Below are 16,850 nucleotides of genomic sequence, written 5' to 3'. Positions count from 1 at the left end.
GCCCTCGGCATCCGTTCTCGCCGAAACTGTTCACGTACACTTCTCGGGACGTTCCCCCGCCGTTGACACGTGATCCCGCACTCTCCACGGTCGTCAACGAACGCCCCAGGAGACCCATGAAACGCCTGACATCGCTCGACGGTCTGCGCGGATTGGCCGCACTCATCGTGGTCGTGCACCACATCATGCTCACGTTCCCGCTCTTCGCCGAGCCCTACCTCGTGCGTCGCGCGGCCAACGGCTTGCCCGAGCTGCTCACCTACACGCCCCTGCACCTGTTCTGGGACGGTGCCGGCGCGGTCTTCATCTTCTTCGTCCTCAGCGGCGTCGTGCTCACCCTCCCCGTCCTCAAGCAGGGCCGCGACTTCTCGTGGGTCGGCTACTACCCGCAACGACTGCTCCGCCTCTACCTGCCGGTGTGGGGCGCGATCATCCTTTACCTCGGCTGGGTGCTGATCATCCCGCGCACCGGGGCGATGGAGAGCGCCTGGCTGGGCATCACCGACAAGCCGGTGAGCCCCGAAGCCCTCTGGGGCGATGCCACACTCCTGTTCGGCACCGGCGACCTCGTCAGCCCGCTGTGGTCGCTCCAGTGGGAGATCGCCTTCTCTTTCCTGCTGCCCGTCTTCGTGTTCCTCGGCGTCCGCTTCGCGCGCTACAACTGGATCCTCGCGATCGCGGCGATCGTCGGCATCGCCGTCTCGAGCAGCCTCGGCAACCGTGCCCTCGTCTACCTGCCGATGTTCCTCATCGGCGTGGTCATCGCCACCTGGCTCCCCACCATCCGGCAATGGCACCCCAGCCGCGGAACGCAGGCACTCCTCCTGCTCGTCGCGCCGATCCTCATCATCTCGCCGTGGCTGATCCGGCCGTTCGAGTCCCTCTCCTTCCTCGTCAAACCGTTCGACGCGGTGACGACCCTCGGCGCAACGCTCGCCGTCATCGCGGCGATCGTCGTCCCGGTCTTCCGCCGGTTCCTCGAGAGCCGCGTCATGCAATGGTTCGGGCTCATCTCGTTCAGCCTCTACCTCGTGCACGAACCCGTCGTCATCTCGATGGCGCACCTGTTCGGCGACCAGAATCTGCGGATCGCCGGCCTCGTCAGCGTCATCGTGTCGATCCCGCTGTCGTGGGTCTTCTTCAAGATCGTCGAAATCCCCAGCCACAAGCTGTCGCGCAAGGTCGGTGACTTCGTCCGCGCACGCACCAAGAAGCGCCCGCAGCCGCACGCCCCGATCGCCCCCGACATCACCGCCCACACCGCCTGACCCCGCCGCTAGACTGACGCGGGGCCAACGGAGCCCACGGGGGAAAGACGAATAATGGCCGGGCGAGTTCCCGCACTCGTCGCACGGCGGCGAATCGGTTTGAGCACTCACGTGTGGTGGGATGCCGTGACCAGCCATGCGTTCTTCACCGGCCCGGCGATCTGGATCAGCCTCGTCATCTCCCTTACCGTGATGGCCCCGTACCAGCACTACAGCGGACCGTCGAGCTACGTACAGGTCGTGACGGTGGCCGCCGTCGGCTGGGCGGTCCTCGTCGCCGCACTCATCCCGGTGGCGCGTCTCGAGCGTCGCCTGCAGCGCGCCTCGCACCGCGGCATCCTTGTCCTCACCGCGATCATCCTCGCGGCGGTCCTTCGCCCGTTCGTGCACGAAGGCGTCTACCTGCTGCTGTACGGCGACGCGGCCGACATCAGCGCCCCCATCGCGCGCATCGTCTCGAACGTCGTCGTCTGGGTTGCGGGGTTGTCGATCATCGCGATGACCGTCCGATCCATCGAACTCACCCGGGGGAGCCGGCAGCGTCTGACCACCGCCATCGCCGCGCTCACCGCCGGCCGGCGCAGGCTCGCCCGCTTCGAGTCGGAGAACCGCGAGATCCTCGGCCCCCTCGTCTCCGACCTGCGGCGCAATCGCGACAGGATGCTCGCGGGCACCATCGACTTCGCCGCCGTCCGCGACTACGCCGACCAGGTCCGCACCGCCAGCCACCGCCTCGAGGAACGCGCCGGGCTCGACCTGCGCGTCTTCGCGAGCGCAGCGGAAGGAAAGGCCGTCGAGCCGCCGCCGCGGTCGGCCTTCACGATGCTGCGGCCAGCGCCGTATCTGGTCACCGGGTTCGTCTTTCTCCTGGGGTCGGTTCCCTACGTCCACCACGTCGCCGGGCCGTGGGTGGCACTCGCCGCCATCCTCCTGAGCGGTCCGGTGACCTTCGCCGCCGACATCGTCGTGCGGGTGCTCGGCCGGACCAGCTCACGCGCCAGACGGGGACGCATCCTGATCGCCGTCTGGATCGCCGCCGGCGGGGTGATGACGCTCATCTCCCACCTGCTCGTCGGGACGGGGGAGCCGGCCCTCTCCGTGCCCCTCGTGTCGGTGCCCTTCGTGGCGGTCGCGCTCGCCGCCTGCACCGACGCGATCGCTCGGGCCTCGGACAGCGCGCACCGACTCGAAGCCGTCCTCGGGCTCGTCGCGCGCACCCTCACCGCCAAGACAGCGTCGGCCCGCCGCCCGCTGCGGAACGCCGCCCACGTGCTCCACGGCCGGGTACAGGGGCGCTGCGTGCTGCTGGCGGCCGCCGCCGACGAGTGGGAACTCACCCCGGACGACATCACGAGATTCCGCCGAGAAACGGATGCCGCCTTCGACTCGATCCTCGCCTTCATCGCCGAGACCGACTCCGCCGCCCTCGAAGGGTCGGTGCAGAGTGCCCACGAAGACCTCTTCGAACTCGTCGCGACCTGGCGGGCGGTCCTCGGCGTCACCAGCGACATCTCACCCGCCGCCGTCGACGTCCTCATCGAGCCCGCCCTCTCGCGACGCGTCGCCACCATCGTCAACGAGGGGTTCGTCAACGCGATCAAGCACTCGATCGCCAAAGAGGTCCGGGTCGACATCGACGTTGTCGGCGATGCGCTCCTCGTGCGCACCTCGTCGATCGGCATCCTCGACCGTGCCCCCGCCGTCGGGCCGGAGCTGCGCGGCATCAGCGTGCTCGGCCCGGGCGCGCGCATCTACCAGCGGGACGACGCCGTCGTGCTCGAGGTCCCCGTGCCGCTCAGCGTCGATCACGTCGAGCCGGCGCCTGTCGTCGCGCTGCCGCGGCGGGCCTGGTGGACCCGCAGGTCGCCGCGCGCGTCACGCGTCGGCTGAGGCTCAGTATTCGAGCAGCGCCGCCACGACGAGCGCTGCTGCCCCCACCGCGATTACGATCACGATCACGTAGACCCACCACCGCACCCCGGGGGGTTTCGGGGCGGACCGCTTGCGTGAACGGCGGTGCGACGAACGAGCGGACATCGAGTTCCTCCTCGGGCGACAGCGCGACAGCGCTCAGGCTCAGATCGGCACCGTTGACGAGGACGTGCGCACCACGGTAGCGGATGCGTGCGACGGCGAGATGACGCTGGGGCAGCGACACATCGACGAACCCGTTGTTGCTGACCAAGCTGACGCTCTGCCATGCTGAGCGCGAGGAGCCCGAGGGGTGGTTCCCGATCGAATGTCGGGCGCTGGGGCGCTCGCAGGGGAGTGCTCACATGAGTGCACGGCACCGTCTTCTCGTGCGCGGTTCGGCGGTCACCGCCGCGTGGATCATCGCGATGTCGGGTCTCTTGGCCGCGCCGCAGGCTGCCACAGCGGCATCCGGTGTCCTGACTCCGACGGCAACGCTCGACACGCAGAACACGTCCGCGACGCTCGGTGGCAAGGTGATGGACGCGAAGGGGGCCGCGGTAGCGGGAGTCGGCGTCACCGGGGCCACTATCAGCGGTCGCGTTACCGACTCGAATGGCAAGAACCTCGGCGGTGTCATGGTCGAATATGCTCGCCGCATCGGATCCGCCGTAGAGCGGATCGGCAACGTGAAGACATCCGCCGATGGGACGTACAGGTTCGTCGGGCTGATGGCGGGCAGCTACGTCGTCGAGTTCCGGCCGAACGAAACGACCAATCTGATCAGAGAGTGGTGGCGCGACGCCCCCAACTCGTCCACCGCAGTGGCCATTACGCTCGCCCGCGGCGCCACGGTGAAGAACGTCGATGCGTCGCTGGCGGCGGGCGGCATCCTCTCCGGTCGTGTCACAGGACCTTCGGGACGCGCGCTGGACGGGATCCGGGTCACGGCCGTGAACACCGCGACCGGGGTTTCCGTGCAGGGTGGATCCGACGGCACCGGCGCGTGGAGTATCCGCGCGGTTCCGCCGGGAACCTATCGCGTGGACTTCGCGGCACCCGGCGACGTGAACGTCAACCTCGTGACCGAGTGGTGGAAAAACGCCCCCACCGCCGCCGCAGCGACGACTGTCACCGTTTCCGGCCGACAGAGAGTCGCGAATCTCGATGCACGCCTCACAAGCGGGGGCACCATCGGTGGGGTGGTGACGGGGCCGTCCGGGGCTCGCCAAGCGGACGTTCAGGTCTTCGTCTACCAGGCGGGTCGGTCGATCGGTCACACATACTCGAAGCCAGACGGGTCCTACCTGCTGCAAGGGCTCGCCGACGGGCGGTACACCCTCCGGTTCCGCCCGACCGACGGTGGTCTCGCCGAAACATGGTGGAAAGGGCAAGCCTCGAGCGCTACGGCGGCACCGGTCACGATCTCAGGAGCGAACGATCTCCGGAAGATGAACGCCACTCTGCCGCAGGGGACGCGCGTCACCGGTACGTTCCGGGATTCTTCGGGGAAGGCTGTCTCCGACGGATTGGTTGCCGCGTTCCGCCTCGTTGACGGCGTCTGGGAGCGAGTTGTCGACGAAACCGCGGACGCCGCCGGAAAGTACACCCTCAGCGGACTGCCGGCCGGAACGTACACGCTCGAATTCACTGCGTGGCAGGAGGGCAGAGCGCGCGCCATTTGGCTCGGCGGAAAACCGAGCGTCAACGGAGCCAAGCGGTTCACGGTGGGCACACCGGCGACCCTGACGGGATACAACGCGACGGCGCCCCGGGCTGTCGCGGCCGGAAGCGTCACGGTATCGGGAACTGTCCGTGTCGGCTCGACGCTGACCGCCGTGTCTCGCGCGTGGGGCCGTGGCGCCAGCTTCGCCTACCAGTGGTATCGAGACGGCGAGCCGATCCGCGGTGCAACCCGATCGACGCTCGCGTTGACCCCGGCCGACTTCGGAACCAACATCGGGGTTGTCGTCACCGGCTGGTCGACGGGAACGAGTTCCGTCAATGTGAGTCAGTGGATGGAAGACCCCGTAGCAGCCGGCAGGCTTGTGGCACCCATTCCGAAGGTGACCGGCTCGGCGAAAGTCGGTTCGACGTTGAAGGCTGTCCCCGGGACCTGGACCACCGGCGCCTCACTCACGTACCAGTGGTTCGCTGGTGGCAAGCCGGTCTCGAAGGCGACGGGATCGACGTACAAGATCCCGTCCTCCCTGCAGGGCAAGAAGCTCACTGTCACGGTCACCGGAAAGAAGAGCGAGTACACCACCGCGTCTGCAACATCTGCGGCGACCACAGCCGTTGTCCGGTGACCGCCCGCTGACCCGGGGTCAGCGGGCCGCGAGCATGAGGTCGGCGGTCCGCAGCGCGAGGGCCATCTGGGTCAACGCGGGATTCGCCGTCAGCGCGCTCGGGAACGTCGAGTTGTCGCAGATCCAGAGGTTGTCCACTTCGTGGGACCGACCGGATGCGTCGACGACGCCGTCCTCGGGATCGTCGCTCATGCGCGCGGTGCCGAGTGTATGAGCGGTCCGCTGCGTGACACGGGTGCTGCGCGCACCCGCGGCCCGCAGGATCCGCTCCATCGTCGCGACGCTGTGCCGGTCGATGGCCCGCTCGTTGTCGCCCTGCGAGAAGGAGATCTCGGCCCTCGGTATCCCGTCTTCGGCGAGCTCGTCGCTCAGCGTCAGAGCGTTGCCGTCGTCGGGCAGGCAGTCGCCGTTGATGCCGATGCCCGCGCTGAACGGGTACTCGTCGATCGCCGACATGAGATCGTCGCCCCAGAGCCCTGCGCCGCGCACGAGCTGCGCGCCGAAGTTGAGAGGCATGACGCCAAGACTCTGCAGCAGGTATCCGCCGACGAAGTCGACGCCCTCCGGGCGCACGAAGTCTTCGCTGATGATCGACGACGGATACCCGCGATACCCGCGGATCGGCTCGTCGAACCGGCCCCACACCTGCACGCCGCCGTGCGCCATGAACCCGCGCCCCACGGCGCCGTTCCCGTTCGCGATGCCCGTGTGCAGCAGCAGTCGAGGAGTCTCCACCCCACCGGCCGCCAGCACCAGAGCCGCGCACCGCTGCCGCCGCTCGACACCACCCGAGCGGTACACCACGGCCGTGACACGGCCCGCGGCATCCCGTTCGATCCCGTGGACGAACGAGTCCGGTCGCACCTCGGCGCCGGCGGCCACCGCGGCAGGCAGGTAAGTGTTCGCGGTGGTGGCCTTCGCGCCGAACCGGTCGCCCTGGTGGATGTCGCCGTTGTCGAGCGTCGCGAGACGCCGGCCGTAGTGCGGCTGGTCGCGGTCGCGGGTGATGATCGCCGCAGGTCCGTCGGTCGCCGTGATGCCGAGCGCCTCGCACCCGCGGATCATCACGTCGGACGATCCGTTGCGACGCACCGGGGGATAGGCGTAGCGGCGCGACGGGTCCCACGGGTAGTGCGCCGGACCGCTCACGCCGATGTCGGACTCGACCCGCTCGATGTAGCGGATCAGTTCCGCGTGATCGATCGGCCAGTCGCGGCCCTCGCCGGTGTCGGAGCGCAGGCGCAGGTCGCGCGCGTCGGGTCGGGGAGTGAAGGCGCCCCAATGCAGGGTGCTGCCGCCGACGCCGAAACCGCTGTTGTTCGGGCCGAACGCCGTCGGATCCTCGCCGCCGCTCAGACGCTCCGACATCCAGTTGATCTTCGTGGATTCCAACTCGTCGGGAGTGAACTCGCTGGGTGCGAAGTCGGGACCCGCCTCGAGCGCCACGACGCGCAGCCCCGCCGCCGCGAGACGCGCGAGCAGAGGAGCGCCACCGGCGCCCGTGCCCACCACGACGACGTCGACGACCTCGTCCAGGTCGAACCTCTGCATGCTCGGGTGATCCGTCACCCGGCGCTGGTCGCCGGTCATGCGACTCCCTCCGTCACCGTCTCGCCCAGCCCCGACGGCTCCCACGGCTCTCTCCGGCCCGCTGAGATCTCGGCCCATCCCGCAGGACGCGGACCCATGCCGCCGATCGCGAAACCGTCGAACCCGATCCTCACCAACGATGCGGGGTGCGACAGCCAGACGCGCAGCAGATCGTTCCGCGCATCCTCGAACCACGAACGGATGCCGTCGGCACCGAGCCCGTCCGCGGGGATACCCTCGGCGACGATCCGCGCGATCAGATCACGCTGGCCGGCCGCCTCGCTCGGCCAGACCGCAGCGATGGCGTCGAGACCGAGGCCGTACGCGACGGCGTCGACCGGTGATCCCGCCGGACGCCAACCATCTCCGCCGTCGTCGGCGAGCAGGTCGTCGACGCGCAGCGCGAGATCGATCGCCCCGCCCTCGCCCTGCGGAACCAGGCGCGCGGCCAGCTCCCGCAGTGTCTGCACCTGCGCACGGCTCAGCGTCCGCGGTGCTCGCTCGAGGTCGTCGGCGATCGCGCGATGCGCGAGAGCGCGCCGCACTGCGACGTCGACCCGCGTCGACGCGAGCACACGCCCCCACTCCGTGGGGACGACCGGGGCCCCGGCGCGGATCGCCTGCCATGTCGTCATGAGCACCGCCGCGACCCGCTCGGGAGCCTCGTACGGCAGCAGGTGCCCGACACCGGGCATCCGCTCTACCCGGGCGCGGGGGTAGACGTCCGCCACGAGCTCCGGCTGCGCGTCGGCGCCGAGGGCGTCGTCCTCTTCGCCCGCCAGCACGACGACGGGCAGATCGAGCACGCCCACGAGCGAGGTCGCGTCTTCGAGGCTGCCCGCGGTGAGCCAGTCACGCCACGCGGATGCCGGCTGCCGCACGACCGCATCGATCGCCGCGTCGTGCAGGTCGGCGGCCAGCGGCGCGGCGACATTCGCGGCGATGAAAGCGGCGGCATCCTCCCGCGACAGGTGCTCGCCCTGCGCGGTCTCGAGCATCTCCGCGCGCGTGGAGTCCGGCATCGGCTCGGGAGCCGGCGGAGACGGGGCGAGGAGCACGGCACCCGCGAGCCCGAACACGGGCTCGGTGCCGGCCAGCACGCGCGCCATCACCCGCCCGGCGACCTTGCCGCCGAGGCTGTGTCCGCAGACGAGGAACGGGCCGCCGTCAGCCGCCGCAGCGATGCGCTCGAGCGCGGTGTCGGCGAGGTCGTCGACGGATGCCGCGCGCCCCCGGTCGAGCAGATCGACCGCCACGATGCGGAGCCGCGCGTCCGCTGCCGCCGCGATCGCGCTGACAGCCGAGGCATCCAGCCCCAACCCCGGGAGGAAGAAGACGGTGCACTCGTGAGAAGGGGTTGCGGCGCTCGGCACGGCCCCACTCTAGGTAGCCAGATCGCGCGCGCGGACGGCTTGCGCGCAGGCCGGGCAAGTGCGAGGATCGCGGGCCGCCCGGGAGTCCACGCCCTGCTCTGCCGCGCCGCCGCGCGCTCCGCAAGGGGGTGAGCGGATGCCGCATCCCGACCTACCGTGGCAGCATGACCGACCAGTACACGTTCGACAACCCCGTCACGCGCTACGCACGCGTCGAGCCTGCCGTGCAGCATCAGCCCGAGCCGGGCGTGCAGGCGCGGATGACGCCGGTGCCGGACCTCGGCGAGCACACCTACCGCGGCACCGGCCGGTTGCAGGGGCGCAAGGCGCTCGTCACCGGAGGCGACTCGGGAATCGGCGCCGCCGCCGCGATCGCCTTCGCCCGTGAGGGCGCCGACGTCGTCATCGTCCATCTGCCGGACGAGCAGGAGGATGCCGACCACGTCCTGCAGGTCATCGCCGACGCCGGCGTCCGCGGTCACGCGATCGCCGCCGACATCACCGACCCCGAGCGCTGCCGGGCCCTCGTCGCCGAGGCTGCCGAGTTCCTCGGCGGCATCGACATCCTGGTCAGCAACGCCGGCAAGCAGGTCGCCGTCAGCCGGGTCGAGGACCTCTCGGACGAGCAGTTCCGCACCACCTTCGAGACGAACGTGTTCGCCTTCTTCTGGATCGTGAAGGCCGCCCTCGCCCATATGCCGGCCGGGGCATCCATCATCAGCACGGCTTCGCTCGAGGCCTACAAGCCTGCGCCCGACCGGCTCGACTACGCGGCGACGAAGGCGGCGGTCAATAACCTCTCGAAGGGTCTCGCACAGCAGCTGGCGCCGCGCGGCATCCGGGTCAACGTCGTCGCGCCCGGCCCGGTGTGGTCCGCGCTCCAGGTGAGCGACGGCGTCTCGGACGAGCAGATGGCAGCCTTCGACGAGGAGAACGAGTACAAGCGCGCCGGCCAGCCTGCCGAGATCGCGCCCGCCTTCGTCTTCCTCGCGTCGGCAGAGTCGAGTTACGTCTCGGGCGAGACCCTCAACGTCAACGGCGGCATGGTCACGCCCTGATACTCAGGCCGTCGGCGCATTCCAGCTGAGCGACTCGATGTAGCGCAGCAGGACGCCCTCGCGGAGCGCCCATGGCGACACCTCGAGCTCGTCGACCTGCAGCGCCGTCATCGCGGTGTGGAGCACGACCGCCCCCGCGACGATCTGGAAGGTGCGGTCCGCCGTGATCCCCGGCAACTCCTGCCGAGCGGATGCCGGGATCCGAGCGAGCCGCGGGATCCACGACCCGAGCGCCCCGCGCGGCAGCACCATGCGCTCGGTGCCCGCCCACCCCGGCGCCGGGTACCCGACGAGCTTCGCGAGCGAACGGATCGCCTTCGACGAGCCGACGACGTGCTCGGGGGAGGGTTGCGACGCCATCTGCGCCACGACCGGCTTCAGGGTCGCTTTCGCATGCTCGCGCAGGCGCTCGACGGCATCCTCTCCCGGCGGGTCGTCGTGCAGGTACTCGACCGTCATCCGGCCGGCACCGAGCGGGACGGATGCCGCGACCTCCGGCAGCTCGTCGCTTCCCGCAGCGAGTTCGAGTGAGCCGCCCCCGATGTCGAAGAGCAGGATCTGGCCGGCCGACCAGCCGAACCAGCGCCGCACGGCGAGGAAGGTGAATCGCGCCTCGGCCTCGCCGCCGAGCACCTGCAGGTCCTGCCCGAGCGCCGCCTCGATGTGCGCGATGACCTCGGCACCGTTGGTGGCTTCGCGAACGGCGCTCGTCGCGGTCGCGAGCAGTTCGACGACGTTCTCGCGCTCCGCGACCCGGCGGGCATCGGTCACGGCACGGACGAGAGCGTCGACGCCCTCCGCGCTGATCGATCCGTCGGGTGTGAGATGGCGCATGAGGCGCAGCACGGTGCGGTTGCTCGTCGTCGCGAGGGGTCGTCCCCCGGGGCGCACATCAGCTACCAGCAGGTGGACGGTGTTCGAACCGATATCGAGGACTCCGAGGCGCACGATCGGAGACTAGCGGCCGACGGAGAACGACAGTGTCGGCTTCGCCGGAGGTTTCGGCGCGTTCAGGATCGCGCCCACCTCGACCCGCGCGCCCTGCGACAGGTTCGCGACACCCCACTCGGCACCCGAGCAGCTCACGCGCGCGCTCGCCTTACCGGGACTCGTGACGCGGCACGTCATGCCCCAGGCGCTGTCCGCCCCCGTCGCGCCGGGAGAAGCCCAGGATGCGGTCCACGACCTCACCTTCACGCCCGACGAAGCGGTGAGGGCGAGGGCGATCTGGTACTTGCCCGGCCAGGCGCTCGACACGGTGAGAGTGGCGGAGACACCGTTGGACGAGGCGCTCGACGACTGGCCGACCGCGGGAGGAGGGGAGGTTCCCGGCTGCGACGGCTGCGGGGAGGGCTGCGGAGGTAGCGGCGCCGGCGTCGGCGCGGGAGCAGCCGGGTACGGGACCTTCTTCGGCGTGAGGATCGGCTTCAGCGCCGCCAGCTTCGCCTTGTCGCGGGTGTACCAGTCGTCCTTCAGCAGGCCGCCGGTGTCGCCGCTGTTCGGGTTGAACGACCAGTAGGCCCAGCTGATGTGACGGTCCTTCAGGTAGCCCACCAGCTTCGCGAGCCACTGCTTGTCGGACCTCGTCTGCAGCTTCGTCCCGAATTCGCCGACGAACACCGGGGCGATGCCCTTCGTCGCGATGAAACCCCAGTTCCGTTCCCACACGCTGCGGAGGTTGTTCGGGTAGTCCCGGGTGTGGAACCACGGCTGATCCGAGATCGACGACGGGTACTCGTGCGGCGAGTACACGACGCGGTTCTTCACCTTCAGGATGACCGGCTTCTTCGCGACACCGCGCAGGTTGCCGCCCCACCAGGTGGCGCTGCCGTCGGGTCCGTACTGGACGCCTTCGACGATGATCAGCAGTTTCGGGTTGACCTGATGGATCGCATTCCCCGCGCGCGTCGCGGCCGCGCGCCAGTCGCGAGAAGCCACTCCGCAGCCCCAGCAGGCCGGGCCGCGCGGCTCGTTGTGCAGGTCGACGCCGATGACGGTGGGTTCCTTCTTGTACCGCTTGGCGAGCATCTGCCAGTCCGAGATCCACCGCTTCTCGGAGTACTTCTTCGTATACCAGAGCTCCGACTGGGCATCGGTGCCCGGGCGGTGGCGGTCCAGGATGACGCGCATATTGTACTTGCGGGCCGTCGCGATGACGGCATCCATGATCTTCAGCGGCGACGCCGTCGCCAGCTTCGGGTTGAGGTCCCGGCTGACCGAGTTCGCCGACGTGCGGGTCAGGCATTCGTTCGCGAAGGGCAGGCGGACCGTGTTGAACCCCATGCCGGCGATCTGAGCCATGCCCTGGTCGAGACTGATCGACCACAGGCCGTGCGGCGCGCAGGTGTCGGTCTCCATGCCGAACCACGACGTCGCCCGGAGCGTGACGTTGTTGCCCGTCGTCGCGTTGACGACGCGGGAGCCCTTCGTCTTGTACCAGCTCGGTCCCGCAGCCTCGGCCGACGAGGGGGTCGCGGTGACGCCGACGGATGCCGCGAGCACCAGCGCGGTCGCTACCGCAAGCACGCGTCGCCACATGGCAAAACCCCCGTCGAGAACGGCAGAATCGCCGCGGGTGAACACCCGGATCCCAGGGTACGGCACGGCGCGTCCCCGCGCGCATGCGTCACGCGCGCGAGACGAGCCGGCCGGCAGGGCTAGAGTTGCCGCAATGTCCCCCGATGAGACGCCGACGACCATCGACTCGTTGTACCGCGAGATCCCCCGCGCCGAGTGGGCTCGCATGGCCGCAGGCATGGAGCAGCCCCTCACCGAGACCGAGGTCGTGCAGCTGCGGGGCATCGGCGATCGCCTCGACATCACCGAGGTGCGCGAGGTCTACCTCCCGCTCAGTCGGCTGTTGTCGCTCTACGCATCGGCGACGAAGCGCCTCGGCGCCGACACCGCGGGCTTCGTCGGCGAGGAGGATGCGACGACGCCGTTCATCGTCGCGGTCGCTGGATCGGTCGCCGTCGGCAAGTCGACGGCCGCCCGACTGCTGCGCGAACTGATGAGCCGCTGGCCCGGCACGCCGCGCGTCGAACTGATCACGACCGACGGGTTCCTGTACCCCAACGCCGAGCTCGAGCGGCGCGGGATCATGGACCGCAAGGGCTTTCCCGAGTCGTACGACCGGCGTGCGCTCGTCGAGTTCCTCGTCGCGGTCAAGTCGGGTGCCGCGGAGGTCCGCGCCCCGTACTACTCCCACATGCGGTACGACATCATCCCCGACGCCCAGGTCACCGTCCGTCGGCCCGATGTCATCATCGTCGAAGGGCTGAACGTCCTCGCATCGGCGCCGAACCCGCACGACATCGCCGTCAGCGAGCTGTTCGACTTCTCGATCTACGTCGACGCCGACGTCGACCACATCGAGCAGTGGTACGTGGACCGCTTCCTCGCCCTCCGCGAGGCGGCGTTCTCCAACCCGAACTCGTTCTTCAAGGTCTTCGCCGACATCTCCGACGACGAGGCCGTCTCCCTCGCCCTCGGCTTCTGGAACGACATCAACCTCCCCAACCTGCGCGAGAACGTCGAGCCCACCCGCCACCGGGCGAAGCTCGTCCTCCGGAAGGCCGCCGACCACACCGTCGAGACGGTGCGGCTCCGCAAGCTCTGACCTCAGGAGCGGCGAACGCGTCGCCACAGGGCGAGGCCCAGCATCCCGACGCAGGCGCCGGTGACGTTGGCGACGATGTCGAGCACGCTCGGCACGCGGTGGCTGAGCATCAGCGCCTGCGTGCACTCGATCGTCACGGTCGCGACGACGGCGATCGGCAGCACCAGTTCGCGTGCGCCGCGGAGGATCATCGGCAGGAGCACGCCGAACGGCACGAACAGGGCCACATTCGCGGCGAACTCCACCCGCGGACGCGTGATCGCGGGGAGCCGACGCGACAGCGCATCGATCAACGGAGCCACGTCGGCATCGACCGGAGTCGGCCAGAACGCGATGAGCGCGAGGACCGCGACGTAGCCGGTGAGCACCAGGGCGGGAACGGATGCCCGTCGTCGCGGCGCGGGCGCCGGGAGCGCCGGCCGCGGCGGGATCCGCCTCGGCGGTGGCGGTGGCGGTGGGGCGGCGTCGGACATCGGTCCTCCTCACGGGACGGAACTCGTCGCGACGCTGCGGCAGTGGTCGCCGAGTCTACGGCTCCGTCCCGGGGCGGATCATCCCGGCGTCACCCCGGGTAGTTCCCGAAGACCTGCGTGTAGAACGGCAGCCCCTTCGACGAGCAGGCGACACCGATGCCGATGCGGTTGTACGACCCGAGGATGTTGGCGCGGTGGCCCGTCGACGCCATCCACGCGGGGGTGACCTTCTTCGGCGTGTACCCGAAGGCGACGTTCTCGCCCGCGCGCGTCCACCCGGAGGGGATCTGCGACGCGTACCGGGGGTTGTGGCTCATGCGGTTCGCGGCGGCCTGCTTGCCCGACCACGCCACGGCGGCCTTCGACATCGCCGAGCTCAGCGTCAGCGCCTTCTTGCCCTTCGCCTTCCGCGCCGCGTTCACGTCGGCGAGGATGCGGCTCTGCGCGGCGGACTGGCTCGTGCCGGTGCACGAGGTCGACACGGCAGCCGATGCCGCGCCGGCGGGGACGACGGCGAAGGTCAGAGCGAGCGCGGCGGTGAGGGCGAGCGCCGAGCGTCGTCGGGCGCGGGGGGATGCGGACATGAGGGACTCCATCGTGTGGGGGGGCACGACCGTGCGGGGGACACGGTGCCTCATAGGTACCAAAGGGATGCCGCCGCCGCCAGCCCTTGCGGAGAAACGGCGCGCCCGGCGCCGGGCGCGGCAGAGTCCCAGTCGCTCGCACCTAGCATTGAGGGCATGTGCGGAATCGTCGGATATGTGGGGCCTCGCGACAGTCAGGCCATCCTCCTCTCGGGCCTCGCCCGACTCGAGTACCGCGGTTACGACTCCGCCGGCATCGCGGTGATCGACGCGAGCGGCGACCTCGAGATGCGCAAGCGCGCCGGCAAGCTGCAGGTGCTGCGCGACGACCTCGCCGCGCATCCGATGGTCGACGGCACGACCGGCATCGGCCACACCCGCTGGGCCACCCACGGCGGGCCCACCGATGTCAACGCGCACCCCCACCTCGCCGACGACGGCAAGCTCGCCGTCATCCACAACGGCATCATCGAGAACTTCGCCGAGCTCAAGGATGAACTCCTCGCCGGGGGCTACACCTTCGTGAGTGAGACGGACACCGAGGTCGCCGCCGTCCTCCTCGGTCGGGAGTTCGCGGCATCCCACGACCTCGTGGCCGCGTTCCGCGCCGTCGTCGCCCGCCTCGAGGGTGCGTTCACGCTGCTCGCCATGCACCAGGATCAGCCCGGTCTCGTCGTCGGCGCTCGCCGCAACTCCCCGCTCGTGATCGGCCTCGGCGAGGGGGAGAACTTCCTCGGGTCCGACGTCGCCGCGTTCGTCGAGCACACCCGTAACGCCCTCGCGATCGGCCAGGACCAGATCGTCGCGATCACACCCGAGGGCGTCGAGGTCACCGACTTCGCCGGAGGCGCCGTCGAGGTCGAACCCTTCGAGGTGGTCTGGGATGCGTCCGCCGCCGAGAAGGGCGGCTGGTCGTCGTTCATGGCGAAGGAGGTCTCGGAAGAGCCCGAGGCCGTCGCGAACACGCTGCGCGGCAGGCTGCACGAGGGCACGGTCGTCATCCCCGAGCTCGACGGGCTCGACGACCTGTTCGCCGGCATCCAGCGCGTCATCGTCATCGCCTGCGGAACCGCCGCCTACGCCGGGATGGTCGGGAAGTACGCGCTCGAGCAGTGGACCCGAGTGCCGGTCGACGTCGAACTCGCCCATGAGTTCCGTTACCGCGATCCGGTGATCGGACCCGACACCCTCGTCGTGTCGATCTCGCAGTCCGGCGAAACGATGGACACGCTCATGGCGGTCAAGTACGCCCGCGAGCAGGGGGCGAAGACGCTGTCGATCTGCAACACGCAGGGCGCGACGATCCCGCGCGAGTCCGACGCGATCGTCTACACCCACGCCGGCCCCGAGGTCGCGGTCGCCTCGACCAAGGCCTTCGTCGCGCAGATCACCGCCCTCTACCTCCTGGCCCTCCACATCGGTCGCGTCCGCGGCTCGCTCTCGGCGGAGGTCTCCCGCGACGCCGTCGCACAGCTCGAAGCGATCCCCGCGGGCATCTCCCGGGTGCTGGAGACCGAGCAGGAGCACATCGAGCAGTTCGCCCGGTGGATGGGGGACACCCAGTCGGTGCTGTTCCTCGGACGCCACGTGGGATACCCGATCGCCCTCGAGGGCGCGCTCAAGCTCAAGGAGCTCGCCTACATCCACGCCGAGGGTTTCGCGGCCGGGGAACTGAAGCACGGTCCCATCGCGCTCATCGAGCCCGGTCAGGCGGTTTTCGTGATCGTCCCGTCCCCCCGCGCCTCGAGCGAACTGCACAAGAAGGTCGTCTCCAACATCCAGGAGATCCGCGCCCGCGGCGCCCGCGTCATCGCGATCGCCGAAGAAGGGGATGCCGCCGTCCTCCCCTTCGCCGACGAAGTGCTGCGCATCCCGCTGGCGGGACCGCTCTTCGAGCCGCTCCTGGCCGTCGTGCCGCTCCACATCTTCGCCATGGGCCTCGCCACGGCGAAGGGTCTCGACGTGGATCAGCCCCGCAACCTCGCGAAGTCCGTCACGGTCGAGTGAGTCAGGCCGGGCTCTCGCCCGGACCGAACGAGGCGCCCCGCGCTTCGTCGACCCATGCGTGCAGCTGCCACGGCGCGAAACGGAAAAGGCGGGCGACATCCGCTTCGGCGTACCCCGCCTCGAGCACAGCAGCGACGGCGAACTCTCGCATCGAGGCGAAATCTCGCCCCGCGAGGGGTCCGGAGCGGAGGTCGCGGAAGCTTCGCAACGCGTGCCTGCCCGCCGCAGCTCGCTGAACCGGGACGGATCCGGTGCCCTCGTGCGGCGCGGAGATGACGTATCCCGCCACCGGCCCGCGCGCCGGCGCAGGCGGCGGCTCGGGCGCAGGCGCCTGGTGGGATGTCGGCGCGTAGGGCGCGTACGGCCACGGTTCGGGTGACGGCGCTTGCACCGGCTCCGGCTCCCACGCGGCCGGCATCTCGAGCGGCTGGTACCCCGGGGGCGGCTCGGCGAGGAGGTGTGCGTCGGGCCAGAGGAGCGAGGCATCCTCAGGGGCAACGCGATCCTCTGGGGTGTACTTCGGTGCTGCTGGGGTCGGGGGCAGGACGGATCCGGCCTCGGAGAGACCCTCTGCGGAGGTGCTCATCGTGACGTCCTCTTCGGGTGAGGTCGGAGTGGAGAGGCGGTGCTCGCGCTCACAATATCGACCGCGGCCTCC

At 69.8% G+C, this 16,850-nt stretch carries 14 protein-coding genes; 6 read left to right on the top strand and 8 right to left on the bottom strand.

Going from position 1 to position 16,850, the window contains the following annotated elements; genetic code table 11:
• The first annotated feature begins 116 nt into the window (after positions 1–116).
• Together ABQ271_RS12300 and ABQ271_RS12295 are read left to right on the top strand one after the other, a co-directional pair.
• Positions 117–1,268 (top strand): acyltransferase, encoded by a 1,152-nt coding sequence (locus ABQ271_RS12300; protein WP_349309033.1) that lies wholly within the window; start codon positions 117–119, stop codon positions 1,266–1,268.
• 99 nt (positions 1,269–1,367) lie between these two features.
• The gene (locus ABQ271_RS12295) at positions 1,368–3,158 is read left to right on the top strand and encodes a hypothetical protein (protein ID WP_349309032.1); all 1,791 of its coding nucleotides are present in this window, start codon (positions 1,368–1,370) and stop codon (positions 3,156–3,158) included.
• A gap of 3 nt (positions 3,159–3,161) precedes the next feature.
• On the opposite strand, the gene ABQ271_RS12290 is transcribed toward ABQ271_RS12295, so the two are convergent.
• Positions 3,162–3,305 carry a hypothetical protein gene (locus ABQ271_RS12290; RefSeq protein ID WP_349309031.1) on the bottom strand — a complete coding sequence of 48 codons (144 nt, stop codon included), beginning with the start codon at positions 3,303–3,305 and terminating at the stop codon, positions 3,162–3,164.
• Positions 3,306–3,544: 239 nt separating this feature from the next.
• Here ABQ271_RS12290 and ABQ271_RS12285 point away from each other — a divergent pair, with 239 nt between their 5' ends.
• Positions 3,545–5,488, top strand: coding sequence for a carboxypeptidase regulatory-like domain-containing protein (locus ABQ271_RS12285; protein WP_349309030.1), 1,944 nt, complete (start codon positions 3,545–3,547; stop codon positions 5,486–5,488).
• 18 nt (positions 5,489–5,506) lie between these two features.
• Here ABQ271_RS12285 and ABQ271_RS12280 read toward each other — a convergent pair whose 3' ends face one another.
• Together ABQ271_RS12280 and ABQ271_RS12275 are read right to left on the bottom strand one after the other, a co-directional pair.
• Positions 5,507–7,078: a GMC family oxidoreductase gene (locus ABQ271_RS12280; RefSeq protein ID WP_349309029.1), complete on the bottom strand. Its 1,572-nt coding sequence runs from the start codon at positions 7,076–7,078 to the stop codon at positions 5,507–5,509.
• Positions 7,075–8,451: an alpha/beta hydrolase gene (locus tag ABQ271_RS12275; RefSeq protein WP_349309028.1), complete on the bottom strand. Its 1,377-nt coding sequence runs from the start codon at positions 8,449–8,451 to the stop codon at positions 7,075–7,077. The genes ABQ271_RS12280 and ABQ271_RS12275 overlap by 4 nt, the downstream gene beginning before the upstream one ends.
• Positions 8,452–8,615: 164 nt before the next feature.
• Here ABQ271_RS12275 and ABQ271_RS12270 point away from each other — a divergent pair, with 164 nt between their 5' ends.
• Entirely contained in the window at positions 8,616–9,509 is an 894-nt protein-coding gene (locus tag ABQ271_RS12270; protein WP_349309027.1) for an SDR family oxidoreductase, read from the top strand.
• Positions 9,510–9,512: 3 nt separating this feature from the next.
• Here the strand turns inward: ABQ271_RS12270 and ABQ271_RS12265 are convergent, their stop codons facing one another.
• Both ABQ271_RS12265 and ABQ271_RS12260 read right to left on the bottom strand, forming a co-directional pair.
• Positions 9,513–10,457 (bottom strand): Ppx/GppA phosphatase family protein, encoded by a 945-nt coding sequence (locus ABQ271_RS12265; protein ID WP_349309026.1) that lies wholly within the window; start codon positions 10,455–10,457, stop codon positions 9,513–9,515.
• Between the two features lie 9 nt (positions 10,458–10,466).
• A complete protein-coding gene (locus ABQ271_RS12260) occupies positions 10,467–12,047 on the bottom strand; it encodes a cellulase family glycosylhydrolase (protein ID WP_349309025.1) in 1,581 nt (526 codons plus the stop codon).
• 133 nt (positions 12,048–12,180) lie between these two features.
• Between ABQ271_RS12260 and coaA the strand changes: the two genes are divergently transcribed.
• Positions 12,181–13,128: a type I pantothenate kinase gene (gene coaA, locus ABQ271_RS12255; protein ID WP_349309024.1), complete on the top strand. Its 948-nt coding sequence runs from the start codon at positions 12,181–12,183 to the stop codon at positions 13,126–13,128.
• 2 nt (positions 13,129–13,130) lie between these two features.
• Here the strand turns inward: coaA and ABQ271_RS12250 are convergent, their stop codons facing one another.
• Both ABQ271_RS12250 and ABQ271_RS12245 read right to left on the bottom strand, forming a co-directional pair.
• Positions 13,131–13,601, bottom strand: coding sequence for a VanZ family protein (locus tag ABQ271_RS12250; RefSeq protein ID WP_349309023.1), 471 nt, complete (start codon positions 13,599–13,601; stop codon positions 13,131–13,133).
• An 89-nt stretch (positions 13,602–13,690) separates the two neighbouring features.
• A complete protein-coding gene (locus ABQ271_RS12245; RefSeq protein ID WP_349309022.1) occupies positions 13,691–14,185 on the bottom strand; it encodes a CAP domain-containing protein in 495 nt (164 codons plus the stop codon).
• Between the two features lie 156 nt (positions 14,186–14,341).
• Between ABQ271_RS12245 and glmS the strand changes: the two genes are divergently transcribed.
• A complete protein-coding gene (glmS, locus tag ABQ271_RS12240; RefSeq protein WP_349309021.1) occupies positions 14,342–16,192 on the top strand; it encodes a glutamine--fructose-6-phosphate transaminase (isomerizing) in 1,851 nt (616 codons plus the stop codon).
• Between the two features lies 1 nt (position 16,193).
• Here the strand turns inward: glmS and ABQ271_RS12235 are convergent, their stop codons facing one another.
• Complete coding sequence (locus ABQ271_RS12235) at positions 16,194–16,778, bottom strand: hypothetical protein (protein ID WP_349309020.1); 585 nt, start codon at positions 16,776–16,778, stop codon at positions 16,194–16,196.
• Between the last annotated feature and the right edge of the window lie 72 nt (positions 16,779–16,850).

The sequence above is a fragment of the Microbacterium sp. MM2322 genome, assembly GCF_964186585.1.
Taxonomy (GTDB): Bacteria; Actinomycetota; Actinomycetes; order Actinomycetales; family Microbacteriaceae; genus Microbacterium.
The sequence above is the reverse complement of the archived record's forward strand: the minus strand, read 5'-3'. Positions and strand labels throughout refer to the sequence as shown.

Excerpts from the sequence above, each read along its gene's own strand:
- ABQ271_RS12250 (WP_349309023.1), bottom strand. The coding sequence starts at position 13,601 with ATGTCCGACGCCGCCCCACCGCCACCGCCACCGCCGAGGCGGATCCCG.
- ABQ271_RS12260 (WP_349309025.1), bottom strand. The coding sequence starts at position 12,047 with ATGTGGCGACGCGTGCTTGCGGTAGCGACCGCGCTGGTGCTCGCGGCA.
- ABQ271_RS12285 (WP_349309030.1), top strand. The coding sequence starts at position 3,545 with ATGAGTGCACGGCACCGTCTTCTCGTGCGCGGTTCGGCGGTCACCGCC.
- ABQ271_RS12290 (WP_349309031.1), bottom strand. The coding sequence starts at position 3,305 with ATGTCCGCTCGTTCGTCGCACCGCCGTTCACGCAAGCGGTCCGCCCCG.
- glmS (WP_349309021.1), top strand. The coding sequence starts at position 14,342 with ATGTGCGGAATCGTCGGATATGTGGGGCCTCGCGACAGTCAGGCCATC.
- ABQ271_RS12235 (WP_349309020.1), bottom strand. The coding sequence starts at position 16,778 with ATGAGCACCTCCGCAGAGGGTCTCTCCGAGGCCGGATCCGTCCTGCCC.
- ABQ271_RS12300 (WP_349309033.1), top strand. The coding sequence starts at position 117 with ATGAAACGCCTGACATCGCTCGACGGTCTGCGCGGATTGGCCGCACTC.
- ABQ271_RS12245 (WP_349309022.1), bottom strand. The coding sequence starts at position 14,185 with ATGTCCGCATCCCCCCGCGCCCGACGACGCTCGGCGCTCGCCCTCACC.
- coaA (WP_349309024.1), top strand. The coding sequence starts at position 12,181 with ATGTCCCCCGATGAGACGCCGACGACCATCGACTCGTTGTACCGCGAG.
- ABQ271_RS12270 (WP_349309027.1), top strand. The coding sequence starts at position 8,616 with ATGACCGACCAGTACACGTTCGACAACCCCGTCACGCGCTACGCACGC.
- ABQ271_RS12280 (WP_349309029.1), bottom strand. The coding sequence starts at position 7,078 with ATGACCGGCGACCAGCGCCGGGTGACGGATCACCCGAGCATGCAGAGG.